Raw genomic sequence first — 24,303 nt, forward strand, 5'->3', positions numbered from 1 at the left:
GTGTCCGTACCCGCCGTGCCCGAACTGGACGCCATGTGGGAGCGGATCGTCAGCGACGTCCCCATCTCCTCCAGGGCCTGGCTGCGCCGCACCAAACCCATAGCCATGCACAGCAACACCGTGATGCTTGCGGTCTCCGACGAGACCACCCGGGAACGCATCGAAACCAAGCTGCGCACCGAGATCGAGACGAAACTCAGCACGGTGACGGGAACCAGGACCTACCTGGCCTTCGTGATCGACCCGTCGTTACAAGTCGAGACCCCGGACCTGGAGATCGCGCCGCCCCTGCCCCTCATAGACGAGAAGATCCGGCACCACCGTTCCGCGAACCCCAACTCGGACCTGAAACTGAACCCGCGTTACACCTTCGAATCCTTCGTCGCGGGTTCCTCGAACCGGTTCGCGCACGCCGCAGCGGCCGCCGTCGCGGAACAGCCCGGCAAGTCGTACAACCCGCTTATGATCTACGGCCCCTCCGGGCTGGGGAAAACCCACCTCCTCCACGCCATCGGGCACTACGTGCGCAGCTACTACGAGAACCTGCGGGTGCGCTACGTCTCCACCGAGGAACTCACCAACGACTTCATCAACGCCATCTCCGACAACCGGACCGCCGAGTTCCGGCGCGCCTACCGCGACGTGGACGTGCTGCTGGTCGACGACATCCAGTTCCTGGAGTCGAAGATCCAGACCCAGGAGGAGTTCTTCCACACCTTCAACACCCTCCACAACGCGCAGAAACAGATCGTGATGTCCTCCGACCGGCCCCCGAGGCTGCTTGAGGCACTCGAACCGAGGCTCAGGTCCAGGTTCGAGTGGGGCCTGATGACCGACATCCAACCCCCCGACCTGGAAACCCGCATCGCCATCCTCCGCAAGAAGGCGGCATCGCAGCGGCTGACCGCCGGCACGGAGGTGCTGGAGCACATCGCGTCGCACATCACCACCAACATCCGCGAACTGGAGGGCGCCCTGACCCGCGTCGCCGCCCTCGCGAGCCTCAACCAGCAGGAGATCACCCTCGAACTGACCGAACGGGTGCTGCGTGACCTGATGCCGGAGGGCAACGACATCCACGTCGACGCCGACTCCATCATCACCGCCACCTGCGCCTACTTCGGGATATCCGCCGACGAGCTGACCGGAGCCAGCCGCGTCGCCGCCCTGGCCCGGGCCCGCCAGATCGCCATGTATCTGTGCCGGGAACTCACCGACCTGTCGCTGCCGAAGATCGGATCCCGCTTCGGAGGTCGCGACCACACCACCGTCATGCACTCGGTGAAGAAGATTGACACGAAGATGGGCGAGGACCGCCAACTCTTCGACCAGGTGACCGAACTCACCAACCGCATCAAGCAGAGCTGAGACCGCGACCACTGGTGGTTTCGACTCAGCCCTTCGCGTGAGCCTCGCGTGCTGGCTCAACCAGCTTCGAAGAGGGGTGCTCGCGACCTGTGGAAAGTTGTCCACAGATCTGTGGATTCTTGGTGGAAACCGCGGTGGACAGTGCGACGGGCGCTGAGGAATCCACAAATCCTCCCCGTGTAGTTCTGGTTTTCTCCACAGCCCATCCACACCCCCAAACCCGCTCTGACAAGGAGTTTTGGCGGTTTTCCACAACTTCCACAGGTGCTACTACCAGTACTAAGATGTAATTACGGAAAGTTCTTAAAAGTCACGTGCGGTGGAAACGTGGAAGACTCGGAAGCCGCGCCGAGCCAAACGGCTGACGGGAGAGTGCGAGGACTCGGGCGCCCAAAACCCGCGTCGATCAGGGCCGTTACCGGTATGCTGACGAGATACCGCGCCGTGGTGGCTGCCGGTACTACTACTTAAGGGGACGATGTGAAGATTCGAGTGGAGCGCGACGCACTGGCTGATGCCGTTGCCTGGGTGGCCCGCAGCTTGCCGAATCGTCCCACGGCCCCGATCCTCGCCGGGTTGCTGATGAACGCCTCCGGAGACGAGGTGACGCTCTCCAGCTTCGACTCCACCACCTCCGCCCAGGTGACCATGCCCGCCGAGGTCACCGACGAGGGCACGGTGCTGGTCTCGGGGCGACTACTGAACGAGATCGCGCGCTCCCTGCCCAACAAACCAGTCGAAATGGTCTCCGACCACACCCAGGTGGAACTGATCTGCGGGTCCGCGCGGTTCAGTCTCCAGACCCTGCCCGTCGAGGAATACCCCACCCTGCCCGAGATGCCCACCCAGACCGGTCTCGTCGACGCCTCCGTCTTCGAGAAGTCCGTCAGCCAGGTCGTGATCGCCGCGGGCCGCGACGAGCTGCTCAACGTGTTCACGGGCGTGCGGGTGGAGATCAACGGCGACCGGCTGTCGCTGCTGGCCACCGACCGCTACCGGATGGCGCTCAAGGAACTCACCTGGCAGCCGTCCTCCCCCGACATCGAAGGCGCGGTGCTGGTGCCGGGCCGGGTTCTGGCGGACACGGCCAAGTCCCTGACCTCCGGCAAGACCGTCACGGTCTCGCTTTCCACCACCGAATCGGAGGGTGAGGGGCTGGTCGGGTTCACCGGCGAGGGGGCGAAGAGCCGCCGCGAGGCCACCACCCGCCTGCTGAACCAGGCCTTCCCGAAGGTGCGGCACCTGATGGATGTCGTCGGCACCGTCACGGTGCGGGTTCCCACCGCCGATCTGCTGGCCGCGGTGAAACGCGTCTCGCTCGTTGCGGAACGCAACACCCCACTGCGCATGCTCATCGAAGACGACCACATCTCCCTCGAGGCCGCCACCGGCGACCAGGCCCACGCATCGGAGGCGATCGAGGCGCAGGTCGGCGTGGTCGGCGAGGAGAAATCCATCGAGGCCGCGGGCTTCAACCCGCACTACCTGCTCGACGCTCTCGGCGCCCTCGACGCGCCCTACGCGCACTTCTCCTTCACCGCGCCCGGCAAACCCTGCCTCATCACGGGTTTGGCGACGATCGACGGCGACCAGCTGTTCGACTACCGCCACGTCATCATGCTCATGCGCCTGCCGAGCTGAACGGCCAGCTCCGGCCGGTGAAGCCGGTGGACATGCGACTGACAGGATTTCTGTGGCGGTTGACTGTTGGATCCCCTAGGTTTGATTTCAGTCACATGAAAGGAAAGACCTATGACCTCCATTGGAGCCCTCTTGGCCATCCTGGGTTTCGGGTCGTTGATCCTCCCGGCTTTTGGCATGCAGTTCAGACTGCTTTCGGCGGTCGAGGGAGCCCAACCCTGGTTCGGCATCATCCTTGGCGTCATTGGGCTCGTCCTCATGGCGCTCGGTTTCGTGCAGGGCAACCAGCAGAAGGGACAACAGCCCCAGCCGCCGCAGGGCCAGCAGCCGCCCCAGTGAACCAATGACCGAATCGACGGGAGGGAGCCGCGGGTTCCCTCCCGTTTCCACGTCCCCGCGTGAATAAAATCGGACCCGATGTTCGTCACCCACCTGTCGGTCACCGACTTCCGCAACTACGCCGCCGCCGAGCTGGATCTCGTCGCCGGCGTCAATGTCTTCGTCGGGTCGAACGGGCAGGGCAAGACGAACCTGGTCGAGGCCGTCGAGTACCTCTCGACGATGTCCTCCCACCGCGTCTCGTCGACGGCCCCCCTGATCCGCGCCGGCGCCGAGTCCGCGATCCTGCGTGGCCGGGTACAGGCCTCCCGTGACGACGAACGCCTCATCACCCTAGAACTCGAGGTGACCAACGGCCGCAGCAACGTCGCCCGCCTGAACCGCGCTCCCCTGCCACGGCCCCGCGACCTCGTCGGCGCGCTGCGCACCGTCGTATTCTCACCCACGGACCTGGCCATCGTGCGCGGCGACCCGTCAGACCGGCGGGCCTGGCTGGACACCCTCGTCACCACCCGCTGGCCGCGCATGGCCGGGGTGCGGGCGGATCTGGACAAGATCCTCAGGCAGCGCAACTCGCTGCTGAAGGCGATGTCCGGGAGGTCGCTGCGGCAGGCCGCACCCGAGGAGGACGCCACCCTGCAGGCCTGGAACGACGCCCTGGCGCGAATCGGTGCAGAGTTGCTGCACGCGCGTCTCGACACCCTGGCCGACGTCCTCCCGCACGCCGCCGGGGCCTACGAGACCATAGCGCCGGTGAACAACCGGATCTCGGCGCAGTACAAAACCTCCCTGGACCTGGCGGGCATTCCCGTCGACGCGGTCCGCGAGACCCTCGAGGCGCGGCTGCTCGAGGCCATGGCTGAGCGTCGCCGTGAGGAGGTAACGCGAGGGGTGACCCTCGTCGGCCCGCAGCGCGACGACATCACCCTGTCCATCGGCGATCTGCCGGCCAAGGGATACGCCTCGCACGGCGAGTCGTGGTCGCTGGCGCTTGCCCTGAAACTGGGAGGATTCGCCCTGGTGCGTGCCGACGGCATCGAACCCGTCCTGGTGCTCGACGACGTGTTCTCCGAGCTGGATGAGACCCGTCGCGAACGCCTCGCGGGGGTGGTCGCCGACGCCGAACAGGTGCTCATCACCGCCGCCGTCGGCGCTGACGTCCCCGACTTCCCGTCCGCGCGGCGGTTCAGGGTGCAGGGCGGGGCGGTCGAACCCGCTGAGGAACCGGGGGCGACGGATGACTGAACCACCCCTCGGCGACGACCTCCCGGGCGAGGAACCCCACGATCCGACCGGACTGGAGCTGGCGGCCGAGATCGCCCACCAGACGGCCCGCACCTCACTGCTGCTGCCCGAGGCCGCACCGCCGCCCCCGAAGGCTCCAAAACGCCGTCACTGGGCCGGAGAACAGCGTTCCGGGGCCCATCCCGACGACCGCGACCCGCAGCTGATCGGCAGCGTCCTGGAATCCGTCGCGAAACGCCGGGGCTGGCAGCGCCAGATCTCCCTCGCAATAGTGTTGCGCGACTGGCCGGGGCTCGTCGGCGCCATGAACGCCGAACACTCCTGCCCCGTCGAGTTCCGCGACGGGGTGCTCATCGTCCAGTGCGACTCCACCGCCTGGGCCTCCGCCATGAGGTACAACGCCGGTCCCCTGGTCGCGAAACTGAACCATGCCCTCGGCGAGCGCTCGGTCCTGCGTATCGAGGTGCTGGGCCCCCACGCTCCGAACTGGAAACGGGGTCGCCGCTCGATCCGGGGCCGCGGCCCCCGGGATACCTACGGGTGAGGGTCGTTTCACGTGAAACCATCGGGTGTAACGGTCAGTCGCCGACCACGCCGTTCTGGTAAGCGAGGATGACCAGTTGAGCCCAATCCCGGACATCCAGGCGACTGAGTAGGCGAGAGACATAACTTTTCACCGTCGCAGAGGTGAACTTCATCTCCTCAGCGATTTCATCGTTGCTCAGGCCCTGGGTGATCAACCGGAGCAGGGACAGGTCCTTCTCCGAAAGCTCTCGGATCTGCTTGGAAGGACGGTGTCCACGCTCGTAGTGCGAGAGGACGCGAGTGATGAGCTTGGGCGACAGCATGGCCTCACCCAGGTGGACCTGTTGGATGGTGTGCATGATCTCGCCGCGGGTGCTGGTCTTGAGCAGGAACCCCACCACTCCCGTGCGCAGGGCATCGTGGAGGGTGGCATCATCCTCCAGTGAGGTCAGCGCGATGACGCGACTGTTCATACCGATGTCATTGAGGCTTATTCATGGGGTGTAGGCGAAGATGAGTCCGGTGACGGCTTGTATTGTGGTTTCGAAGGTGTTGTAGGGCGGCGGTAATCGGTGTGGAGAACACGCCAGGTCTTGAGGTTCGCAATGACACGTTCAATAAGGGTGCCATCGATGATGTACTGGCGGTCCGACTCGAGGTCCCCCACATCAGGCACCCAGGCTTGGAGGGCTTCGGCGATCAAGGGGGTGTAGACCGCCACCACTCGTGAGATGGTGGATTGGGAAACCGTGTGGATGTCGGCCAGTAACTCTTGGGTGAGGTTGTGTCTGAGCGTCAACAAAATGGATCTGGATACAGCGGAACAACCCCAGGACACGGGACCCTGCTACGGGAAGGTTTCCGGAGCAGGCGGTGTGGATCAGTTCGCACAGGTTGAGGATCTGGTCGCGGTCAAGGTTTGTGGTAGTGTTCACGGCGGCGGCTTGTCTTTCATCTGAGGTTTTTGTTTCTACACCTTGAATTATCTCAGATCGGGCAAGCCGCCCTCACATCCCCCTCAGGACAAAGCATTAGCTGAGGAAAACCAAAACACCCTATGAATAAGCCTCTGTGGTGCAGGCGAACTGGAGTGCATCAACTTTGGGGGATGTGCATGAGAAAATTCCTGCATGACGTGCCATAGTGGCTGGAACTGTTTACTGGATTGGGAGCAGGCATGAAGAAGGTCGTCGTCGCTGACAACGTGACTCGCACCTACGGCAAGTTCACGGCCGTGGACGGGGTGTCGTTTCATGTCGCACAGGGTGAGCTGGTCGCGTTGCTGGGGTCGAACGGTGCCGGCAAGACCTCGTTGCTGGAGGTGCTCCAGGGGAGCACGCGTTCCAACGATGGTCGTGTCCGGGTCTTTGGGGTCGATCCAGTAGCGGATCGAGCCGCCATTCGCCAACGCACGGGCATCATGCTCCAGGAGGCGGGGTTCGCCAAGGACCTCACCGTGCGGGAGACCTTGGTCATGTGGGCCGGAACCCTGACATCTCCTCGTCCCGTGGCGGACTCCTTGGCCATGTGTGGCCTTGAGGGTCGTGCCGACATCCGGGTGGGGAGCCTGTCCGGAGGGGAACGACGCCGCCTGGACCTGGCGATGGCGACCCTCGGGCGTCCCGAACTGTTGTTCATGGATGAGCCCACCACCGGGCTCGATCCTGCGGTCCGCCAGTACACATGGGAATTGGTCAGGCGCATGCTCGATGAGGGATCGACCGTGTTGCTCACCACCCATTACATGGAGGAAGCCGAGGAACTCGCGGACCGCATCCTCATCATGGACAGGGGACGCATCCTGACCGAGGGTTCAGTCGCTGACATCGTGGCCCGGCATCCCTGTGAGATCACCTTCAGGGACGTCGAGGTCAGCGACGGCGAGTTCGAAAGACTCTCGCACGTGGTGTACCCGGTCAGTCGTGATCGGGGGATCACCCGCGTGCTGAGCACGGACCTCCACGCCACACTGCGCGAGTTGCTGGCTCTGGCTGACAGCCGCGACATTCACCTGGATGGGCTCAACGCCCGGGCGGCGTCCCTGGAATCGGCCTTCCTTCACATCACATCGAGGAGCCACTCATGATCGCAACAGTTCTCCGTCGCACATGGGCCATTTCCAAGGCCGAGACGAGCCTCTATGTGCGGAATCGCTCCATTGCGCTCACCGCGCTCCTGTTCACTCCCCTGCTGGTGCTTGCCAGCAGCCCCGTGATCCTGCGGGAGGAGAACAACGTCTTCATACCCACAATGGTCCTTCAGCTGGTGGTGAACACGAGTCTGCTGCTGGTCGTGTATTTCAACTTGACGGCCATCTTCGTGGCACGTCGAGAGGACGGTGTCTTCCAACGTATGGACACCGGAGAAGCAACCCGATGGGAAACCGTGGTGGCCACCACCGTGCCCAGTGCTGCTGTGTTGTTGCTCCAAGTGCTCTGTGGGCTGCTCCTGGCCGGGCTGATTGCGAGGACATGGCCCGTCGCAAATCCCCTGCTCCTGATGCTGGCCCTGCTGTTGTCTCTCGCCCTGTTCGCGGCGTGTGCCGCTTTCACGTCGTCGTTCTGCCGAACCGTCGAATCGGCCCAGTACGGGGCGTTGCCCGGGTTTTTGTTTTTCTACTTCCTCTCAGGCCTCATCATTCCGCTCCAGTTGTTTCCTGAACCGGTACCGACCATATCCAGGTGGAGCCCATTAATCGCCGTCAACCATCTTCTGACTCTCAGCTCGGGGACGGACCCGCTGACCAACCAGAGCACCACTTTCCTCCAGTCGTGGATCCAAGCCGGGCAGCCTCTGGCCGCATTGACCGTGTGGCTGGTGTTGTTCGCCTACCTGGCGCGGCGTCACATGCGCTTCAACCGGCGCTGAGCACCGAGTCGAGAGCGGACTGAGCCAGGAGACAAACAGCGATCCGTAGCTGATTGGCAGTGCCCTGGAAACCGTTGCTGCTCGATCCAAGGCTGAGTAGCGGACACCTACGGGTGAAGGTCGTTTCACGCGAAACCATCGGGTGTAATGACTCCAATGTGCGGGTGTAAAATTCGTTCATGGCGCTCAACATCAAGAACAAACGGGTCTGTGAACTTGCTCGGCGGGCGGCCGACCGGTTCGAGACCACACAGGTCGATGTCATTGAACGGGCGCTGTTGGAACTGCTCAATCAGGAGGAACAGCTCCGACAGGCTCGGTTCGAAAGGATCATGGAACTTGCTGGGGAAATCCATGACAGCATGACCGATGAGGAACGCGAAGCCCTCCGAAACGTGGACCAGGAAATCTACGATGAGGACGGATTGCCGCGATGATCGTGGACTCGTCGGCGCTGATCGCCTTGATCCTGCAGGAACCAGGACACCAGAAGATCGGCCGTGTCCTGAGAGCTGAGGACAAACTCCACATGTCCGCTGTCACATGGGTCGAGCTGGGGGTGGTTGCTGATCGTCGGCTGTCCGAGGCGAATCAGCGCAGACTCGATGCCATGATTGACGGCTTGGGAATCGTTCTTGTTCCTCTTTCAGCGGTTCAGGCCCGGCGTGCGCGGCAGGCGCACCGGCGTTACGGCCCGGGCTCCGGGTCGTCGGCGCGATTGAACATGGGCGACTGTTTCTCCTACGCTCTGGCAATCGAACTCGACGAGCCATTGCTGTTCGTCGGTGATGACTTCGCCCACACCGACGTGCAGCAGGTGGACCTCGACGGCTGAGCCGACTCCGGTTTGAAGCGCCAATTCCCTTGGATCAAGCGGGTTTGCGCACGCCCTTTGCGACGGCGACCACCAGGCCGACGATCATCAGGCCCAGGTAGCCGTACCAGAGCGGATCGAGCCAGGACGACAGCGACGAACTCAGCTGGCGTGTGATCTGGGTTTCAATGGTCCAGACCAATTGGTTGCCGGAGTTGGGGAAGGTGACGAACTCGCCCAGGCCGCGTATCAGCGCCACCGCGCCCAGCCCGGCCGCCGCGAACACCGCCAGCAGCACCCAACGGCCGATCCTCGTCCCCAGCAGCAATCCCCCGATCAGCAGCAGCCCGGCCGCCACGTGGAACAGCCACCAGTACGAAGCAAGGGCCAGGATCTGGCTTGCCTGGTCAGCCTGCTGAGCCGGGACGTCGGCCACCTTGGCCTGGACACCGGTCGGCGTTTCGAACTGGTCCATGTAGGTGGAGATCTCAGGGTCCGCGTTCGAGCGAATGGCCTGCCATGTCCGGGAGATGAGCGGGTCGAGGTTGACCTTGACCGACGGTGGGGTCCTGGTCCTGCCGGAGCCGTACTCGGTGAGGTCCTTCAGCAGGGTCTCGCGGCTGTCGTTCAGCGTCGACTCCCAGGCCGACTGGACCTCGGGGCTGGACATCGCTGTGCTGACCCCCGTGCCGATGGTCTCCTTGAGTTTCGTGCGTAGACCTGGAATCTGGTTCACCGACTCCGGGATCCGCTGCTCGATTGAGCTGCGGAGCAGGTCCGTTACGGCCCCCTTGACGGCCTCGTCCCTGGCAATCGCCTGAACCAGCTGCTGGGTCGATTCCGGCGAGGTGGCCGTGTGGTTCGTCCATTGCAGGACCGATCCCGCTAGCGCGCACAGCGTGGCGGCCAGCAGAAGAATGCCTGCGAAGAAATTGCGGATCATCCGGTGCTCCTCGGGTCGGTGGGGCGCGCACGTCCATGTTAAAGGGTTGTGCCTCCTACACACCCGTGAATCCGAGCACCAGCATTGGCCCCACCCCAAGAGCAATGTTGACGATCCAGTGGGCGATCACCATCGGCGCCAATCGCTGCTGCTTGTGAACGATGACGCCTGCTGTGACACCCCACGCAAAGAACGCGAAGCCGTGGATGATCATGCCACGCCCATCGGCGGCGAACATGGTGTGCTGCAGGCCGAAGGCAAGTCCCTGAACCACGATGGCGACCGTGATGCCATGACGTTCGGTCAAGCCGTCTTGGAGCCAGCCACGGTAGACTATCTCCTCGATCGGTGCGTTGACGAGGAAGACCACTGCCCCGAGCACGCTCATCACCGCCAGCACCCCAGCGGGAAGCTGCGGACTGGATTTTGCGAATACCTGTTCGAAATGCTGGAACATGTCCGACCCGAACATGAGATACATCGACCCCATCAGGACGACGAACAGCGGAATGTAAGTGACGATCAACCATAGGAACCCCCAAGCTATATCTTTTCCGAGGCGGGTTTTTTCAAAACCAAGGTATCTCCACACGGATGTTCTGCGTTGACGGAATGTGCGCAGTATGACAACGGCGCAGATGATATTGACAAATGGAAAATAGAGCATGTCAAGCGGTGGAAAATTTCCGCTGATGCCGGTTAGTCCGAGTGTAAAGCAAGTTGTGATTGCCAACGCAATCATGGTGATCATCCGGATGATCACCAAGTAGAACGGTTTTGCCCGTTGGGCGGTGAATACATCTTCCGTGGCCATGATCTACAGTGTAATGGGTTGTCCGAGGTGTTTGAAATTAATCTCGGTGATGAATTTCGGAGACGTCATCATGAGTTCAGACTTCCTCCGGAACGGTGTCTTGGGTTGTGGTGAAACGTGGGTGGTCGCTTGCATGGCCATGGACGTACTCGACCGGGGCCCGATGCTTCTGGCCGAGGGGGCCGGGCTCAATGGAGTGTGACCAGTAGCGGGCGCGCGGTGGATGGGCGGTCCACCACAAAGGGTGCGGACTCCTGAGACTTCGGTGGACCCACCTTGGGACCGGGGTGTCAGAGTTCCGTGTCGCGGATCTGGGAAACGCCTCACGAGCTCTGGACGCCCCTGGGGCTGTACCCCGAGTCATCCTCACCCCTGGCGGGAGGTCAGAGAGCGGATTCTGGCCGGATGGCGGGGTGTTCAGGGAGCGTGTCACGTAGGTTTCGAGGTAGACTTGCCAAGGTTGTACACGCCGTCGGTTCACCCGGCGGCTGTTTCATGGAATGGGAGCACCGCGTGACAGAAGAGCAGGCCAGCGAGTTGGAACCCCAGGACGAGGCCGGGCAGTCCGGCAGCACACACACCGACGCGGCCTACGACGCGGAGCAGATTTCGGTACTGGAGGGCCTGGAGGCGGTTCGCAAACGCCCCGGCATGTACATCGGGTCCACCGGTGAACGCGGCCTGCACCACTTGGTCTACGAAATCGTGGACAACGCCGTCGACGAGGCCCTGGCCGGTTACTGCGACCAGATCGATGTCGCCCTGCTCGACAACGGCGGCGTGCGCGTCGCCGACAACGGCCGCGGCATTCCCGTCAAGGAGCACCCCGTGGAGAAAATCCCGACGGTGACCTTGGTGCTCACCGTCCTCCACGCCGGCGGAAAGTTCGGCGACGGCGGCTACAAGGTTTCCGGCGGCCTCCACGGCGTCGGGTCTTCGGTGGTCAATGCGTTGTCGAAGGAGTTCACCGTCGAGGTCTCCCGCGACGGCCACCGCTACGTGCAGACCTTCGAGTTGGGTGTGCCCCGCTACGACCTCCAGGAACTGGAGGAAACCGAGGACACCGGCACCACCGTCACCTTCTACCCCAGCCCGGAAATCTTCGAGACCACCGTCTTCAACTACGAGACCCTCGCCACGCGGTTCCGCGAGATGGCCTTCCTCAACAAGGGGCTCAGGCTCACCCTCACCGACCTGCGCACCGTCGACCGGGAGGGTGAGGACTCCGAGGAGGAGCAGCGCCACGACTCGTTCCGTTTCGAACATGGCCTGATCGACTACGTGCGCTACCTGTCGCAGTCGAAGGATCCCATCCACCCCAGCGTCATCGACGTCGAGTCCCACGACGATGCCCAGGGCATGAGCCTGGAGATCGCGATGCAGTGGAACGCCTCCTACGCCAGCTCGGTGCACACCTTCGCCAACACCATCAACACCCACGAGGGCGGCACCCACGAGGAGGGGTTCCGCGCGGCCCTGACCAACACCGTGAACCGCTGGGGCGAGACCTGGGGTCTGGTGAAGAAGAAGGAGGACCGGGTCTCCGGTGACGACATCCGCGAGGGCCTGACCGCCATCATCTCCATCAAGCTCGCCGAACCACAGTTCGAGGGTCAGACCAAGACCAAACTCGGCAACACTGAGGCCAAGTCGTTCGTGCAGAAGGTCCTCAACGACCGGTTGGGCGACTGGTTCGAACGCAACCCCGCCGAGGGCAAGGACATCATCCGCAAGTCGCAGGCGGCCGCACTCGCCCGGATCGCCGCCCGCAAGGCCCGCGACATGGCCCGTAACCGCAAGGGTCTCCTTGGCGGCGGCGGTTTGCCCGGCAAGCTCGTCGACTGCCAGTCCCGCAACCCCGGAGACTGCGAGGTGTTCATCGTCGAGGGTGACTCCGCGGGCGGTTCGGCGCGCGGCGGGCGCGACCCGAAGACGCAGGCCATCCTCCCGATCCGCGGCAAGATCCTCAACGTCGAGAAGGCCCGCCTGGACAAGATCCTCGCCAACAAGGAGGTCGAGGCGATCATCAACGCCCTCGGCACCGGCATCCAGGAGGACTTCGACCTCGACAAGCTGCGCTACCACAAGATCGTGCTGATGGCCGACGCCGACGTCGACGGCGCCCACATCCGCACCCTCCTGCTGACGCTGCTGTTCCGGTTCATGCGGCCCCTCATCGACGCCGGGCACGTCTACCTGGCCCAGCCGCCGCTGTTCCGGCTGCGCTGGACCAACGCCCCCCACGAACTGGCCTACAGCGACGAGGAACGCGACGCGATGCGTGACGCCGGGCTGGCCGACGGCAAGAAACTGCCCAACGTCAACCCGATCCAGCGCTACAAGGGTCTCGGTGAGATGAACGCCGACGACCTGTGGGAGACCACCATGGACCCGGCCAAACGCATCCTGCTGCAGGTCAACCTGCAGGACGCCGCCATGGCCGACCAGATGTTCTCCATCCTGATGGGCGAGGACGTCGAGCAGCGGCGCAGCTTCATCCAGCACAACGCCCGCGACGTCCGGTTCCTGGACATCTGATCCCCGCGACCCGAAGGCTAAGGAGTTACCAAGTGGCTGACGAGACCGAACGCCCCGAGGGCGTCGACGAACAGCTCGAGGCCGAGGCGCAGGGCCTCTCCATGATGCAGGGGCACACCACCCCCGTCGATCTCCAGGTGGAGATCCAGAAGTCCTACCTCGACTACGCCATGTCCGTGATCGTCGGGCGCGCCCTCCCGGACGTGCGCGACGGCCTGAAACCCGTGCACCGCCGCGTCCTGTACGCCATGTGGGACGGCGGATACCGCCCCGACCGCGGCTGGAACAAGTGTTCCCGCGTGGTCGGTGAGGTGATGGGCCTCTACCACCCCCACGGCGACAGCGCCATCTACGACGCCCTGGTGCGCCTGGCGCAGCCGTGGGCGATGCGGTATCCCCTCGTCGCCGGGCAGGGCAACTTCGGTTCCCAGGGCAACGACAAGGCCGCCGCGATGCGCTACACCGAGTGCAAGATGGCTCCGCTGGCCGTCGAGATGGTCCGTGACATCGAACAGGACACCGTCGACTTCAAACCCAACTACGACAACCGCGACTCCGAACCGACGGTGCTGCCGTCACGGTTCCCGAACCTCCTCGTCAACGGATCCACGGGCATCGCGGTGGGCATGGCCACCAACATTCCCACCCACAACCTGCGCGAGGTCAACGACGCCGTCCAGTGGGCGCTGACCCACCCCGAGGCCACCAGGGAGGAACTCCTCGAGGCAGCGATGGCTCGCATCCAGGGTCCCGACTTCCCCGGCGGCGGGCTGATCGTCGGGCGGCGCGGCATCGAGGACGCCTACCGCACGGGACGCGGATCGGTGATCATGCGGGCCGTCATGGAGCTGGAGGAGGACTCCTCCGGGCGCCAGCGCATCGCGATCACGCAGCTGCCTTACATGTGCAACCCCGACAACCTGGCGACCAAGATCGCGGAGCTGGTGAACTCGGGACGCCTCACCGGCATCTCCGACATCCGCGACGACACCTCCGCCCGCACCGGCCTGCGCCTGGTGATCGTGCTGAAACGCGACGCCCAGCCGCGGGTCGTGATGAACAACCTGTACAAGCACACCGCGCTGCAGGACACCTTCGGCTGCAACATGCTGGCGCTCGTCGACGACGTGCCCCGCACCCTGCGGCTCGACCAGTTCATCGCGCAGTGGGTCAAACACCAGATCGAGGTCATCCGCCGCCGCACCGCCTTCCAGCTCGCCGACGCCGAGAAACGCGCCCACCTGGATCGCGGCCTGGTCAAGGCCCTCAACATGCTCGACGAGGTCATCGCGCTGATCCGGGCCTCCCGCACCGCCGAGGAGGCCTCGCGGGGCCTCCAGGAGCTCCTCGACATCGACGAACTCCAGGCCCGTTTCATCCTCGACCAGCAGCTGCGGCGGCTGGCGTCGATGGAGATCCAGAAGATCATCGACCGGCTGGCCGAGATCGAAAGGCTCATCGCCGACCTCAAGGACATTCTTGCCTCCGACGAACGCCAGCGCGCCATCATCGGCGCCGAGCTGCAGGAGATCACCGACAAGTACGGCGACGAGCGGCGCACCCGCATCGTCGCGGCCGACGGGGACTTCTCCGAGGAGGACTTCATCGCCGACGAGGACGTCGTGGTCACCATCACCCACGGCGGCTACGCCAAACGCACCCGAGCCGACCAGTACCGGGTGCAGAAACGCGGCGGCAAGGGAGTTCGCGGCGCCACCCTGCGTGCCGACGACGAGGTGGCGCACCTGTTCAAGGCCACCAACCACGAATGGCTGTTGTTCTTCACCAACCTGGGTCGGGTGTACCGGGCGAAGGTTTGGCAGCTGCCCGAGGCGGGCCGCGACGCGAAGGGCGGGCACGTCGCCGGGCTGCTCAGTTTCTTGCCGGACGAGCACATCGCGCAGGTGCTGACCCTGCGTTCCTACGACGATGCCCCCTACCTGCTGCTGGCCACCCGCAGAGGTTTCGTCAAGAAGACCGCGCTCAGCTCCTACGACTCGCCACGCCAGGCGGGTGTGATCGCCATCAACTTCCGTGAGGAGGGTGACGAGCTGATCGGGGCGTCGCTGTGCTCGTCCATCGACGACGTGCTGCTGATCTCCCGCAAGGGCCAGGCCATCCGTTTCCAGGCCTCCGACGACCAGCTGCGTCCCATGGGCCGCGCCACCTCCGGGGTGACCGGGATGCGGTTCCGGGACGGCGACGAGCTGCTGTCCATGGCGGTGCTGGGCGGTGACGACGACCTCGACGGCCGGTTCGTGTTCACCGTCACCGACGGGGGTTTCGCGAAACGCACCACCGTCGGCGAGTACCGTCAGCAGGGCCGCGGCGGCCTCGGAATCAAGGCGATGCGCCTGTCCGACGGCCGCGGATCCCTGGTCGGTGGATTGATCGTGGGCGACGGCGACGAGGTGATCTCGATCAAACAATCGGGGCAGGTCGTCCGTTCGGCCGTCGCCGATGTTCCCGTCAAGGGGCGCGACACCATGGGAGTCAAATTCGTCGGTGTCAGGGGTGACGACGCCGTGGCGGCGATCGCCCTCTACCCGGAGGCCGCCGCGGAACTCCCCGATACGGATGCGGAAACGACTGCGGAACCGGGTACGGTGAACCAGACAGCAGTCGAGACGGCCGAGGAGGCCGAGGAGGGAAACGGCGATGAGTGACAAGACTCCCCATTGGCCTGGGGCGGATGGGAAGCCGGGTGTGAGTTTCGGACCCAAGTCGCTGCCGGAGACCGAAGGTGGGAAGCCCGCCACGACGGGTGCGGGAGAGGGCGGTTCCTCAACCCCGCGTCTCGACGCTGCGGCGAAGAACCAACCAGGTCAGGCGCTTGCGGTGCCGGGAAGGAACACCAAGCAGGTGAACCGGGCCGGCGGGAAACCTTCCCAGCCCGAGAAACCCCAGCAGGGCGGCAAGAAACCTGCGGTCGGGGCCAAGGCCGCCCCCCAGGCTCTTCCCGGTCCGGTTGGTGAAAAGAGACCGGGTGCCGCGAACCCCAAGCAGCCAAACCAGCCCAAACAGCCAAACCAGCCCAACCAGAGGACCCCACGTCCGATGCCGCAGCAGGTCAGGGCCGCCCTTCCCGGAACCCAACCCGGGAAACCGGCGGGCGCCCAGAAGGCAGCCGGCGCCACCGCTGGAGCGGCCGCCGCAGGGGCGGCCAAAGTGGCGGGAGACACCGCCAAGGCCACCCCCTGGGCGGCCACCCCCACCGCCGGCAAGCCGGGTAAAACCACCAAGGACAAGTCCCACAAACCCGAGGGAACGCTGTCGAAGGTCGGGGAGGCCCGCCGCACCCGCAAGGCCAGGCTGCGCATCTCCCGCGTAGACCCCTGGTCGGTGATGAAGACCACATTCCTGTTCTCCATAGCCTTCGGGATCATGCTGGTGGTCATCGTCGCCGTGCTGTGGGCCATCGTTGCGGGTTCCGGAGCACTCCAGTCCATCAACTCGACCATGACCCAGCTGCTCGGTGACTCCGGAAGCCAGTTCAACGTCGAGGACTACATCAATGCCGGACGGGTCATCGGATTCGCCGCGGTCCTGGCGGCCTTGGATGTCGTCATCATCACCGCGGTATCGACGCTGCTCGCCTTCCTGTACAACTTGGCGGCGGCCGTCATCGGTGGACTGGAGGTCACCCTCGCGGAGGACTAGGGGTCATCTGCGTCCGTGCCAGCTGCCCCAGGAAAGCGGTCAGCGCAACGGCGCAAGCGGCCACTGGGAGCAGGTGTGGCGATACCCGGAGAGCAATCAGACCCGATCCGAGAACCGATCCCATGGCTGCCCCCAGGTAGTTGGCTGAAGCGTTGGCCGCCACGGCTGTTGCCCCGTCGCTCGGGTTGGCGGCGAGCAGGATGTGCTGTTGCGGTGCCACCGAGGCCCAACCGCACAGACCCCAGATAAACAGGCTCGCCAACATCAGCCATGTGGTGTGATCGGCGGTCATGCCGAACAGCGCGACGGTCAGGACAGCCAGGATCACCAAGCTGGTGTGCAATGGGTTCTTCCTGTCGATCAAGGGACCGATGCTCAACGCTCCGATGGCGCCGCCGATGCCCCAGACCCAGATTGCGACCGTCTGATTCCCCACGAGGTCGGATTCGCCGAGCACCACCGTCAGATAGGTGTACAGACCGAGTGATGCCACTGCCGTCAGCAGAGTCACCGTGATGGTCAGGAGGTTTCCCCTGCGGGCGATTGAGCGCCACCGTTCGGCAGGGCCGGATGCCGGAACGGACGGCAACTCACCGCCTTTGAGCCCCATGCCGAGCAGGGCTGTTCCACCTATGACGGCGATGAGCGTGATGGTGGCACGCCATCCCCAACGAGCGGCGATGATCAACCCGGTTGGAACACCGAACACGGTTCCCACGGCCAGCCCGGACAGTACGAGCGAGAGAGCACGTCCTTGCCGGCCGGGTTCGACGATTCCTGCGGCCACGGCTGAGGACAGCGGTGAGTAAACACCGGCGGCCGCGCCTGCGATGGCCCGCGCCGCAAGGAATGTCACGATGCTGGGCGCCACAGCTGTGCCGACGTTCGCCAACATGAAGACCGCCAAGGCTATCGTCAGGCTCTGCTTGGACCGTTGTCCGGCTCGACCCGCGAGGATCGGACCCGCGATGGCGTAGCTTCCGGTGAAGGCGGCGACTCCCAGTCCGACGCTCGATTCGCTGGCCTTCAACGACCCGGCGATGGCTGGGAGAAGACCGGCGATGACGTATGCATCCAGTCCCAGGGCGACGCTTCCCAGGGCAAAGGGCCACAGCTTGCCGATCATGACTGCCCTGGAGGGGTTGAGATGTTCTCGACAACGGCTGGTATCACTCCTGGGAAACGTGCATCCAGGTCTTCTCTCCGCAGTGCGATCAGGCAGCTTCGACCCACGTTCCGGGACCATGTGACTCCCGCCTCGCGCAGTATCCGCGTGTGGTAGGTCAGTGTCGATCTCGGGAGATTGTCCGCGAGTTCGAGGCTGTCGTGTTCTTGGCCGTCGGCGAGCCGGCGGATCATCTCCAGCCGGGTGGGGTCACTCAGTGCCGCCAGCACGCGGGGCAAGCTGATCTCCTCAGTGTCCGGGTGTTGGTAAATGCGAGGGGTCACGTGGTTCTCCAATAGATTGTGCAGTGATTCCTGCATGATAATCGTGCAGGAATCACTGCACAACTTGATCGAGCGCCCCCGATGCCGGTCGTTGCTCCCGGTCGACAGGGACAGACGGGCGACTTGTCAGGTCAACGACGGGTGTTGTAAAGTTCAGCGTCGTTGACGACGGGCCTATAGCTCAGGCGGTTAGAGCGCATCCCTGATAAGGATGAGGTCGCTGGTTCAAGTCCAGCTAGGCCCACACGATGCCGGAAACCCGAGTTCTGGGAGTCTTGAAACATTTCCGCGCCACCTGACTCCGATCCCACACCCATGAGCGGGGCCTCTGTTAACCTCTTTCAAGAACGCTTCCCGGCGAAGTTGCCGAGGAAATCTGATCCGAGGAAATCCCATGTACTGCAAGGAATGTGGCGAACAAATCTCATCGAGCAGTAAGTTCTGCTCCGAGTGCGGGAGCAGCACGTCCTGGAGATCGAGCCACAGTGACAGCAACCCCTACCCGCCCCGGCAAGCGGGAACTGACTCGATGTGTGTGGGCAGCGCCATCGCGGGGGTCATCGCCCTCCTGTTCCCGTTGTTTGGCGTCACCGGTGTCATCGCGATCGTGTGCGGGGTCAAGGGCAGGTCGAGCGCTGATGAAACCGGAGCGGGTGGTCGCGGTCTCGCGACCCTCGGGATAGTTCTGGGGTTCCTGTCGTTGCTGCGGTTGATACTGGGGTTCCTGACCTTGGCCAGCATGATGAGGTGAAGAAGATCGCAACCGGCAATGGCCAGTGGCGCAACTAAATCGATATCGATTCTCGTTATAGTAGAGGTATGTATCAATCTCATGTTACGCTCAGCCTGCGAACTGGTGGTGAGTGGTCTCACTCGCCACGGAACCCGGTGAAAATCCGGGACTGACGCGCAGCGGTGAAGGTGACGAGACCGGCAGCAGGCCACTGGGAGAAATCCCGGGAAGGTGCCGGGGAAGGGCGATCCTGAGTCCGAAGACAGCCGGTTCGCGACGTCGACGAGCTTCGCGGTCAAGCTTCGGAGCGGCGATGTCCCGGGTGCGCCCTACGCATCTCGCGGAATCATCGTGATGGAGCAATCGTGGCAGCACCGTCGAACAACCTGAGCACCACCCAACGCCGCTACCCAATGAAAGGCTGCACCCGACAATGCTCAAACGACCCGCCACGTGGCTGGCTGCGGTACTGACCGCCGTCACCCTGCTGTTCAGCGCCTGTGGTCTTCCCTCGAACCAGGCGTCCACGGAGGGCAAGACCCTGAGGCTCATCACCGTCCTCGCCGCCAAGAGCACCGACGCCCATCAGAACGAGACCGCCTTCATATTCAACTCCGGAACGGTCGAGACCCTCGTGGGCGTCGATCCCCAGACCCTGCAGATCCGCCCCTGGCTGGCCGAGAAGTGGGAGACCACCGATGCCCAGAACTGGACCTTCACCCTCCGCAAGGGTGTCAAGTTCCACAACGGCACCGAGATGACCGCTGAGAAGGTCAAGGCCAGCCTCGAGAACTCAATAGCCGTCAACCCCGGCATTAAGAAGGCGCTGCGGGTACAGTCCATCGAGGCGACGGACCAGTACACGCTGAAGATCGTCACCGAAACCGTCTACCCGGCCCTGCCGTCCAGCTTGGTGCACTACAACTCGGTTATCGTCGACACCTCCGCCAAGGATTCCAAGTTCCCCATCGGGACGGGCGCGTTCAAGTTCGAGAGCTTCGACATCAACGGTGAGGCCGTGCTGGTGCGCAACGACAACTACTACGACGGCAAGGCGAAGCTCGACCGCGTGGTCATGACCGCCAACAGCGACGCCAACGGCCGCAGGTCGGCCCTCCAGGCCGGGGACGCCGACGTCATCTACCGTCCCTCCCTGGACTCCCTGAGCGCCCTCCAGGCCGACTCCACGCTCCAGGTCGACAGCAGGCCCGGCACCCGCGTCTACCACATGCTCTACAACTACTCCGGTTCCAATGCCGCGCTCTGGGGCAACGAGGAGTTCCGCAAGGGCATCGACGCTCTGGTGGATCGTGAATCCATTGTCAAGGATGTCATGGGCGGCCAGGCCCAGGTGGCCTACGACGTCTTCCCCGGCGACTACCCGATCTCGCCGAAGGTGGCGGCCCACCCGTTCAGCACCGAGGAGGCCCTCAAACACTTCGAGGCCGCCGGACTCCAGGTCAGCGACGGCAAGGTGACCCGCGACGGCCAGCCGCTCACCCTCAAACTCGTCACCTACGACGCCCGCCCCGAACTGCCGAAGATCGCGCAGGTCGTCCAGGACCAGGCCCGCAAGATCGGCATCGACATGCAGATCGTCAAGGCCGACAACATCGACGAGTACCTCCCGCAGAACGACTGGGACCTCGCGACCTACTCGCTGCTGACCATCACCCGCGGTGACGGTTCCTTCTTCCTCAACAGCTCCTTCGGTGAGGGAGCGGCCCAGAACCACGGCAAACTCGCCGATCCCGAGCTGCTGGCCAAGCTGGAGAAGTACAACACCGAGGCCGACACCACCGCCCGCACCACGCTGGCCAAGGAGATCGCCCAGTACATCGACACCAAGTACTACAACTCCTACATCACCGCCCCCTACGAGACCAGCGCCAGCAAGAAGACCGTGACCGGCTGGGCGACCCCCGGCAACGAGTTCGAGTTCCAGATGATCACCAAGGACCTGGACATCTCCTGAGCCATGAGGAAATGGTTGATCAGACTGGTCGAGGTCGCGGTCTTCGTCCTGTTGCTGACGGTGGTCAGTTTCCTGGTGGTGAAGCTCGCGCCCGGTGACGAGACCCGCTCGCTGCTGCGGATGGACACCATCGAGGTCACCCAGAGTGACATCGAGGCCCTCCGGAAGGAACGCGGCCTGGACGCGCCCATCTGGGAGCAGTACTCCGCCTACCTGATGAACCTGCTGAGGCTGAACTTCGGCACCTCCTCGATGACCGGGAAACCGGTCATCGAGGGGATCGCCAACGCTTTCCCCAGCACGCTCATCCTGGCCGGGTGGTCCCTGGTGGCCGCCTTCATCATCGCCGGCCTGCTGGGCACCCTGGCTGCCCGCAACGTCGGGAAATGGCCGGACCACCTGGCCCAGGGAATCACCCTGATCTCCTCCTCCATGCCGACTTTCTGGCTGGGCCTGCTGCTGCTGAACGTGTTCGCGATCGGCCTCAAGTTGCTGCCCTCCCAGGCGACGAGACCCGGTGGCCTGGTGATGCCCATCATCTGCATGACCATCGCCATCGTGCCGCCCTACGTGAAGGTGTTCCGCAACAGCCTCGTCGACGCGCAGGAGGCGGACTTCGTCCGGGCGTCGCGTTCGCGGGGCCTGCGCGAGTCGACGGTCTTCGGAAAACACGTGCTTCGGGCCAGCCTCATCCCCCTGGTCACCATCATGGGCATGAGCCTCGGTGGTCTCCTCGGGGGCACAGTGGTGGTGGAGAAGATCTTCGCCATCCAGGGCATCGGCATGCTGGTGCTCGACTCCCTGACCAAACGTGACTACCCCACGATCCAGGCCTTCATCCTGCTGATCGGCATCGTGGTCTTCCTCATCAACGGGCTGGTGGACCTGTCCTACCGCTGGCTGGATCCCGCCATCGCACTCAAGGGGAGGAAGGCATGAGCACCGGAAAACGAATCGTCATGATCGCGGTCGCGGTCTTCCTGGTGCTGCTGATCATCGGCCCCTGGATCGCGCCGCAGGACCCCAACCTGACCGCGACGGCCGACAGGCTCCAGGGACCGAGTGCCGCCCACTGGTTCGGGACCGACGACCTGGGCCGCGACGTGTTCTCCCGCATCCTGACCGGCGGGCTCACCACGGTGGGGCTCAGCGCGCTGGCGCTGGGGATCTCCATCCTGATCGGGGTTCCGCTTGGTTTGCTTTCCGGATACCTGGGTGGGCGGACCGACTGGACCCTGATGCGGGCCGTCGACATCTTCCTGGCCCTGCCGGAGTACATCGTCGCCATGATCATTGCGGGCCTGATGGGCCAGGGATTCGGGAACCTGCTGCTGGCCATCCTCATCATCAAGTGGGTGGGTTACACCCGCCTGGCCAGGAGCGTCGTCATGCAGGAAAAAGCGAAGGACTACCTGATGGTCTCCACCATCAGCGGGGCCTCCACCCTCTCGATCATGCGACGTCACCTGCTGCCGCACATCGTCGGCCCAGTCATGGCCCTGGCGACGGTGGACATCGGCAAGGTGATCCTGCTCGTGGCATCGCTGTCCTACCTGGGGTTGGGTGTGCAGCTTCCCTCCGCCGAGTGGGGGGCCATGCTCAACGAGGCCCAGACGTTCTTCACCCAGGCCCCGCACCTCATGCTGGCGCCCGGCCTGGCGATCTTCCTGGTGGTGTGCGCCGCGAACTGGCTCGGAGATCAGCTGCAGAGTCTCTACGCCATTTCCGGGGAACGGAAGGAGGAGACCGGTGTCGCTGCTTAGGATCGACGAACTGCGCGTCACGACCCGCACCAGGGAGCTGGTGCACGGCATCGACCTGCGCATCGAGACCGGCGAGTGGCTGGCCGTCGTCGGGGAGAGCGGGTCGGGCAAGTCCCTGACGGCCTTCTCCATCGCCAACCTGCTGCCGCGCGGGCTGAGACGTCGCGCCAAGGTCATGCGCTTCGGCGACAAGGACCTGCTGGCCGTTTCGAAGGAGGAGATGCGGCAGCTGCGCGGCAACGACATCGCCTACGTCTTCCAGGACTACCAGGCGGCGTTCTCGCCGTACTACCGGATCGGACGGCAGCTCGACGAGGTGATGCGCAGCCACACTGACTGGGACGAGAAGCGCCGGGGGAAACGGGCCGCCGCGGTCCTCGAGCAGTTGCAGCTGCCCGCCGAACTGCTGAAGCGCTACCCGTTCCAGGTCAGCGGCGGGCAGTTGCAGCGCGCCGCCCTCGCGGCCGCGATCCTGCTGAAACCCAAACTGATCATCGCCGACGAACCCACCACGGCCCTCGACGCGGTCAACGCGTCGCTGGTGCTCGACCAGATCGCGGAGATCCAGAAACGGGAGGGCTGCGCGGTGCTGTTCATCACCCACAACCTGCGGGTGCTGAGCCGGTTCGCCGACCGGATGGTGATCATGCAGGGCGGCGAGATCAAGGAACGGGGCGCCACGAAGGAGATCTTCGAGTCCCCGAAGGAGCAGATCACCCGCAACCTGATCGCCGCCATCCCGCCGCTTCGCAACATCCCGTCCCGGTTGCCCGTCTTCACGGAAGGAGCCGCCTCATGAGCGAATCCGTCGAGCAGGTCGGGGCTCCCCCTGTCCTGGAGGTCGAGGACCTGCACAAGACCTATCCCGGCGGCACCCACGCCGTCAAAGGGGTTTCGTTCACGATCAACAAGGGTGAATGCCTCGGGGTCGTCGGGGAGAGCGGGTCGGGCAAATCGACGCTTGCCAAGTGCCTGCTGACTCTGGAACCGGCCTCCGCAGGCCGGGCGACGTTGGAGGGAGAACCCCTCCTCCAGCGTCGCGGCAAGGGGTTGCGTGACATCCGTCGCCGCCTCCAGGTGGTGTTCCAGAACCCGGCGAGCTCGTTCAACTCGCGGCTGACGATGTACGACTCCCTCCTGGAGCCGCTGCGCACCCGGGGATTCGTCTCTCCCAGTTTCGTGCAGCCGGGGACGCAACGGAAGGTCGCCGAACAGCTCGTCGACCTGGTGCGTCTGCCCGTCTCCTGCCTGGACCGCAAACCCCACGAACTCAGCGGGGGCGAGAAACAGCGGGTGGCGATCGCGCGGGCCATCAGCGTGGAGCCGACCCTCCTGATCTTCGACGAACCCACGGCCAGCCTCGACGTCTCCATCCAGGCCCGGGTGCTGAACCTGCTGCAGGAGTTGAAGGAGGAACTCGGCCTGTCGTCGATGTTCATCTCCCACGATCTCAGCGCGGTGCAGTTCATGAGCGAACGCTCCATCGTGCTGCGCGGCGGCGAGATCGTCGACCGGTTCGGTCGCGACGAACTCTTCGAGGATGGTCGCGACCAGTACACCAAGGACCTCATCAAGCTTTTCGAGGGCTGAAACTGATTGAGACGGCCTGCTCGCTCAGCGAGCAGGCC

General features: G+C 64.1%; 23 protein-coding genes, 1 tRNA gene, 2 pseudogenes and 1 riboswitch. Of the genes and pseudogenes, 20 read left to right on the top strand and 6 right to left on the bottom strand.

What is annotated here, in order from left to right:
• Positions 1-33 precede the first annotated feature (33 nt).
• The 5 genes from dnaA to EL272_RS00025 all read left to right on the top strand — a co-directional run bounded on the left by dnaA (position 34) and on the right by EL272_RS00025 (position 5,137).
• The gene (gene dnaA, locus EL272_RS00005) at positions 34-1,368 is read left to right on the top strand and encodes a chromosomal replication initiator protein DnaA (RefSeq protein ID WP_051015097.1); all 1,335 of its coding nucleotides are present in this window, start codon (positions 34-36) and stop codon (positions 1,366-1,368) included.
• Between the two features lie 480 nt (positions 1,369-1,848).
• Entirely contained in the window at positions 1,849-3,009 is a 1,161-nt protein-coding gene (gene dnaN / locus EL272_RS00010; protein WP_061788064.1) for a DNA polymerase III subunit beta, read from the top strand.
• Positions 3,010-3,120: 111 nt separating this feature from the next.
• Complete coding sequence (locus EL272_RS00015; RefSeq protein WP_014845167.1) at positions 3,121-3,348, top strand: hypothetical protein; 228 nt, start codon at positions 3,121-3,123, stop codon at positions 3,346-3,348.
• 78 nt (positions 3,349-3,426) lie between these two features.
• Positions 3,427-4,593: a DNA replication/repair protein RecF gene (gene recF / locus EL272_RS00020; protein WP_061788063.1), complete on the top strand. Its 1,167-nt coding sequence runs from the start codon at positions 3,427-3,429 to the stop codon at positions 4,591-4,593.
• Positions 4,586-5,137 (top strand): DciA family protein, encoded by a 552-nt coding sequence (locus EL272_RS00025; RefSeq protein WP_061788062.1) that lies wholly within the window; start codon positions 4,586-4,588, stop codon positions 5,135-5,137. The genes recF and EL272_RS00025 overlap by 8 nt, the downstream gene beginning before the upstream one ends.
• Before the next feature lie 34 nt (positions 5,138-5,171).
• Here EL272_RS00025 and EL272_RS00030 read toward each other — a convergent pair whose 3' ends face one another.
• Both EL272_RS00030 and EL272_RS15970 read right to left on the bottom strand, forming a co-directional pair.
• Entirely contained in the window at positions 5,172-5,591 is a 420-nt protein-coding gene (locus EL272_RS00030; protein WP_061788061.1) for a LuxR C-terminal-related transcriptional regulator, read from the bottom strand.
• A 17-nt stretch (positions 5,592-5,608) separates the two neighbouring features.
• Positions 5,609-5,956 (bottom strand): transposase family protein, encoded by a 348-nt coding sequence (locus EL272_RS15970; RefSeq protein WP_369691795.1) that lies wholly within the window; start codon positions 5,954-5,956, stop codon positions 5,609-5,611.
• Between the two features lie 339 nt (positions 5,957-6,295).
• On the opposite strand from EL272_RS15970, the gene EL272_RS00040 reads away from it, so the two are divergent.
• The 4 genes from EL272_RS00040 to EL272_RS00055 all read left to right on the top strand — a co-directional run bounded on the left by EL272_RS00040 (position 6,296) and on the right by EL272_RS00055 (position 8,821).
• The gene (locus EL272_RS00040) at positions 6,296-7,204 is read left to right on the top strand and encodes an ABC transporter ATP-binding protein (protein ID WP_061788060.1); all 909 of its coding nucleotides are present in this window, start codon (positions 6,296-6,298) and stop codon (positions 7,202-7,204) included.
• A complete protein-coding gene (locus tag EL272_RS00045; RefSeq protein ID WP_061788059.1) occupies positions 7,201-7,986 on the top strand; it encodes an ABC transporter permease in 786 nt (261 codons plus the stop codon). Before EL272_RS00040 ends, EL272_RS00045 begins: the two co-directional genes overlap by 4 nt.
• A 179-nt stretch (positions 7,987-8,165) precedes the next feature.
• The gene (locus EL272_RS00050) at positions 8,166-8,423 is read left to right on the top strand and encodes a type II toxin-antitoxin system VapB family antitoxin (protein ID WP_061788058.1); all 258 of its coding nucleotides are present in this window, start codon (positions 8,166-8,168) and stop codon (positions 8,421-8,423) included.
• The gene (locus tag EL272_RS00055; protein ID WP_061788057.1) at positions 8,420-8,821 is read left to right on the top strand and encodes a type II toxin-antitoxin system VapC family toxin; all 402 of its coding nucleotides are present in this window, start codon (positions 8,420-8,422) and stop codon (positions 8,819-8,821) included. Before EL272_RS00050 ends, EL272_RS00055 begins: the two co-directional genes overlap by 4 nt.
• 34 nt (positions 8,822-8,855) lie before the next feature.
• Here the strand turns inward: EL272_RS00055 and EL272_RS00060 are convergent, their stop codons facing one another.
• Positions 8,856-9,743 carry a hypothetical protein gene (locus EL272_RS00060; protein WP_061788056.1) on the bottom strand — a complete coding sequence of 296 codons (888 nt, stop codon included), beginning with the start codon at positions 9,741-9,743 and terminating at the stop codon, positions 8,856-8,858.
• Between the two features lie 55 nt (positions 9,744-9,798).
• Complete coding sequence (locus tag EL272_RS00065) at positions 9,799-10,557, bottom strand: CPBP family intramembrane glutamic endopeptidase (protein WP_061788055.1); 759 nt, start codon at positions 10,555-10,557, stop codon at positions 9,799-9,801.
• Positions 10,558-11,130: 573 nt separating this feature from the next.
• Between EL272_RS00065 and gyrB the strand changes: the two are divergent.
• The 3 genes and pseudogenes from gyrB to EL272_RS00080 all read left to right on the top strand — a co-directional run.
• A pseudogene (gene gyrB / locus EL272_RS00070) lies at positions 11,131-13,095 on the top strand (DNA topoisomerase (ATP-hydrolyzing) subunit B); the annotation flags it as partial.
• 32 nt (positions 13,096-13,127) lie between these two features.
• Positions 13,128-15,761 (top strand): DNA gyrase subunit A, encoded by a 2,634-nt coding sequence (gyrA, locus tag EL272_RS00075; RefSeq protein ID WP_061788054.1) that lies wholly within the window; start codon positions 13,128-13,130, stop codon positions 15,759-15,761.
• A 40-nt stretch (positions 15,762-15,801) separates the two neighbouring features.
• Positions 15,802-16,755 carry a DUF3566 domain-containing protein gene (locus EL272_RS00080; protein WP_061788053.1) on the top strand — a complete coding sequence of 318 codons (954 nt, stop codon included), beginning with the start codon at positions 15,802-15,804 and terminating at the stop codon, positions 16,753-16,755.
• Here the strand turns inward: EL272_RS00080 and EL272_RS00085 are convergent.
• The gene (locus EL272_RS00085; protein WP_061788052.1) at positions 16,736-17,881 is read right to left on the bottom strand and encodes an MFS transporter; all 1,146 of its coding nucleotides are present in this window, start codon (positions 17,879-17,881) and stop codon (positions 16,736-16,738) included. The genes EL272_RS00080 and EL272_RS00085 overlap by 20 nt on opposite strands.
• Complete coding sequence (locus EL272_RS00090; protein ID WP_255265832.1) at positions 17,878-18,240, bottom strand: ArsR/SmtB family transcription factor; 363 nt, start codon at positions 18,238-18,240, stop codon at positions 17,878-17,880. Before EL272_RS00090 ends, EL272_RS00085 begins: the two co-directional genes overlap by 4 nt.
• A 134-nt stretch (positions 18,241-18,374) precedes the next feature.
• Between EL272_RS00090 and EL272_RS00095 the strand changes: the two genes are divergently transcribed.
• The 8 genes and pseudogenes from EL272_RS00095 to EL272_RS00125 all read left to right on the top strand — a co-directional run bounded on the left by EL272_RS00095 (position 18,375) and on the right by EL272_RS00125 (position 24,265).
• Positions 18,375-18,448, top strand: a tRNA-Ile gene (locus EL272_RS00095).
• A gap of 150 nt (positions 18,449-18,598) precedes the next feature.
• Positions 18,599-18,661: pseudogene (locus EL272_RS15975) on the top strand (zinc-ribbon domain-containing protein); the annotation flags it as partial.
• Between the two features lie 72 nt (positions 18,662-18,733).
• A complete protein-coding gene (locus EL272_RS15575) occupies positions 18,734-18,955 on the top strand; it encodes a DUF4190 domain-containing protein (protein ID WP_061788051.1) in 222 nt (73 codons plus the stop codon).
• A gap of 86 nt (positions 18,956-19,041) precedes the next feature.
• A riboswitch (cobalamin riboswitch) is annotated at positions 19,042-19,222 on the top strand.
• A gap of 148 nt (positions 19,223-19,370) precedes the next feature.
• Entirely contained in the window at positions 19,371-20,912 is a 1,542-nt protein-coding gene (locus tag EL272_RS00105; RefSeq protein ID WP_061788050.1) for an ABC transporter substrate-binding protein, read from the top strand.
• 15 nt (positions 20,913-20,927) lie between these two features.
• Complete coding sequence (locus EL272_RS00110) at positions 20,928-21,851, top strand: ABC transporter permease (protein ID WP_159424563.1); 924 nt, start codon at positions 20,928-20,930, stop codon at positions 21,849-21,851.
• Positions 21,848-22,675: a nickel transporter permease gene (nikC, locus tag EL272_RS00115; RefSeq protein ID WP_061788048.1), complete on the top strand. Its 828-nt coding sequence runs from the start codon at positions 21,848-21,850 to the stop codon at positions 22,673-22,675. Before EL272_RS00110 ends, nikC begins: the two co-directional genes overlap by 4 nt.
• Positions 22,662-23,474 carry an ATP-binding cassette domain-containing protein gene (locus EL272_RS00120; protein WP_073970088.1) on the top strand — a complete coding sequence of 271 codons (813 nt, stop codon included), beginning with the start codon at positions 22,662-22,664 and terminating at the stop codon, positions 23,472-23,474. Before nikC ends, EL272_RS00120 begins: the two co-directional genes overlap by 14 nt.
• Positions 23,471-24,265 (top strand): ABC transporter ATP-binding protein, encoded by a 795-nt coding sequence (locus EL272_RS00125; RefSeq protein ID WP_041696005.1) that lies wholly within the window; start codon positions 23,471-23,473, stop codon positions 24,263-24,265. The genes EL272_RS00120 and EL272_RS00125 overlap by 4 nt, the downstream gene beginning before the upstream one ends.
• Positions 24,266-24,303 lie beyond the last annotated feature (38 nt).

The organism is Arachnia propionica, assembly GCF_900637725.1.
Classification (GTDB): Bacteria; Actinomycetota; Actinomycetes; order Propionibacteriales; family Propionibacteriaceae; genus Arachnia; species Arachnia propionica.

Coding starts and splice junctions, on each gene's coding strand:
- dnaA (WP_051015097.1), top strand. CDS start 34: ATGTGGGAGCGGATCGTCAGCGACGTCCCCATCTCCTCCAGGGCCTGG.
- EL272_RS00015 (WP_014845167.1), top strand. CDS start 3,121: ATGACCTCCATTGGAGCCCTCTTGGCCATCCTGGGTTTCGGGTCGTTG.
- recF (WP_061788063.1), top strand. CDS start 3,427: ATGTTCGTCACCCACCTGTCGGTCACCGACTTCCGCAACTACGCCGCC.
- EL272_RS00025 (WP_061788062.1), top strand. CDS start 4,586: ATGACTGAACCACCCCTCGGCGACGACCTCCCGGGCGAGGAACCCCAC.
- EL272_RS00030 (WP_061788061.1), bottom strand. CDS start 5,591: ATGAACAGTCGCGTCATCGCGCTGACCTCACTGGAGGATGATGCCACC.
- EL272_RS00040 (WP_061788060.1), top strand. CDS start 6,296: ATGAAGAAGGTCGTCGTCGCTGACAACGTGACTCGCACCTACGGCAAG.
- EL272_RS00045 (WP_061788059.1), top strand. CDS start 7,201: ATGATCGCAACAGTTCTCCGTCGCACATGGGCCATTTCCAAGGCCGAG.
- EL272_RS00050 (WP_061788058.1), top strand. CDS start 8,166: ATGGCGCTCAACATCAAGAACAAACGGGTCTGTGAACTTGCTCGGCGG.
- EL272_RS00055 (WP_061788057.1), top strand. CDS start 8,420: ATGATCGTGGACTCGTCGGCGCTGATCGCCTTGATCCTGCAGGAACCA.
- EL272_RS00060 (WP_061788056.1), bottom strand. CDS start 9,743: ATGATCCGCAATTTCTTCGCAGGCATTCTTCTGCTGGCCGCCACGCTG.
- EL272_RS00065 (WP_061788055.1), bottom strand. CDS start 10,557: ATGGCCACGGAAGATGTATTCACCGCCCAACGGGCAAAACCGTTCTAC.
- EL272_RS00085 (WP_061788052.1), bottom strand. CDS start 17,881: ATGATCGGCAAGCTGTGGCCCTTTGCCCTGGGAAGCGTCGCCCTGGGA.
- EL272_RS00090 (WP_255265832.1), bottom strand. CDS start 18,240: ATGCAGGAATCACTGCACAATCTATTGGAGAACCACGTGACCCCTCGC.
- EL272_RS15575 (WP_061788051.1), top strand. CDS start 18,734: ATGTGTGTGGGCAGCGCCATCGCGGGGGTCATCGCCCTCCTGTTCCCG.
- EL272_RS00105 (WP_061788050.1), top strand. CDS start 19,371: ATGCTCAAACGACCCGCCACGTGGCTGGCTGCGGTACTGACCGCCGTC.
- nikC (WP_061788048.1), top strand. CDS start 21,848: ATGAGCACCGGAAAACGAATCGTCATGATCGCGGTCGCGGTCTTCCTG.
- EL272_RS00125 (WP_041696005.1), top strand. CDS start 23,471: ATGAGCGAATCCGTCGAGCAGGTCGGGGCTCCCCCTGTCCTGGAGGTC.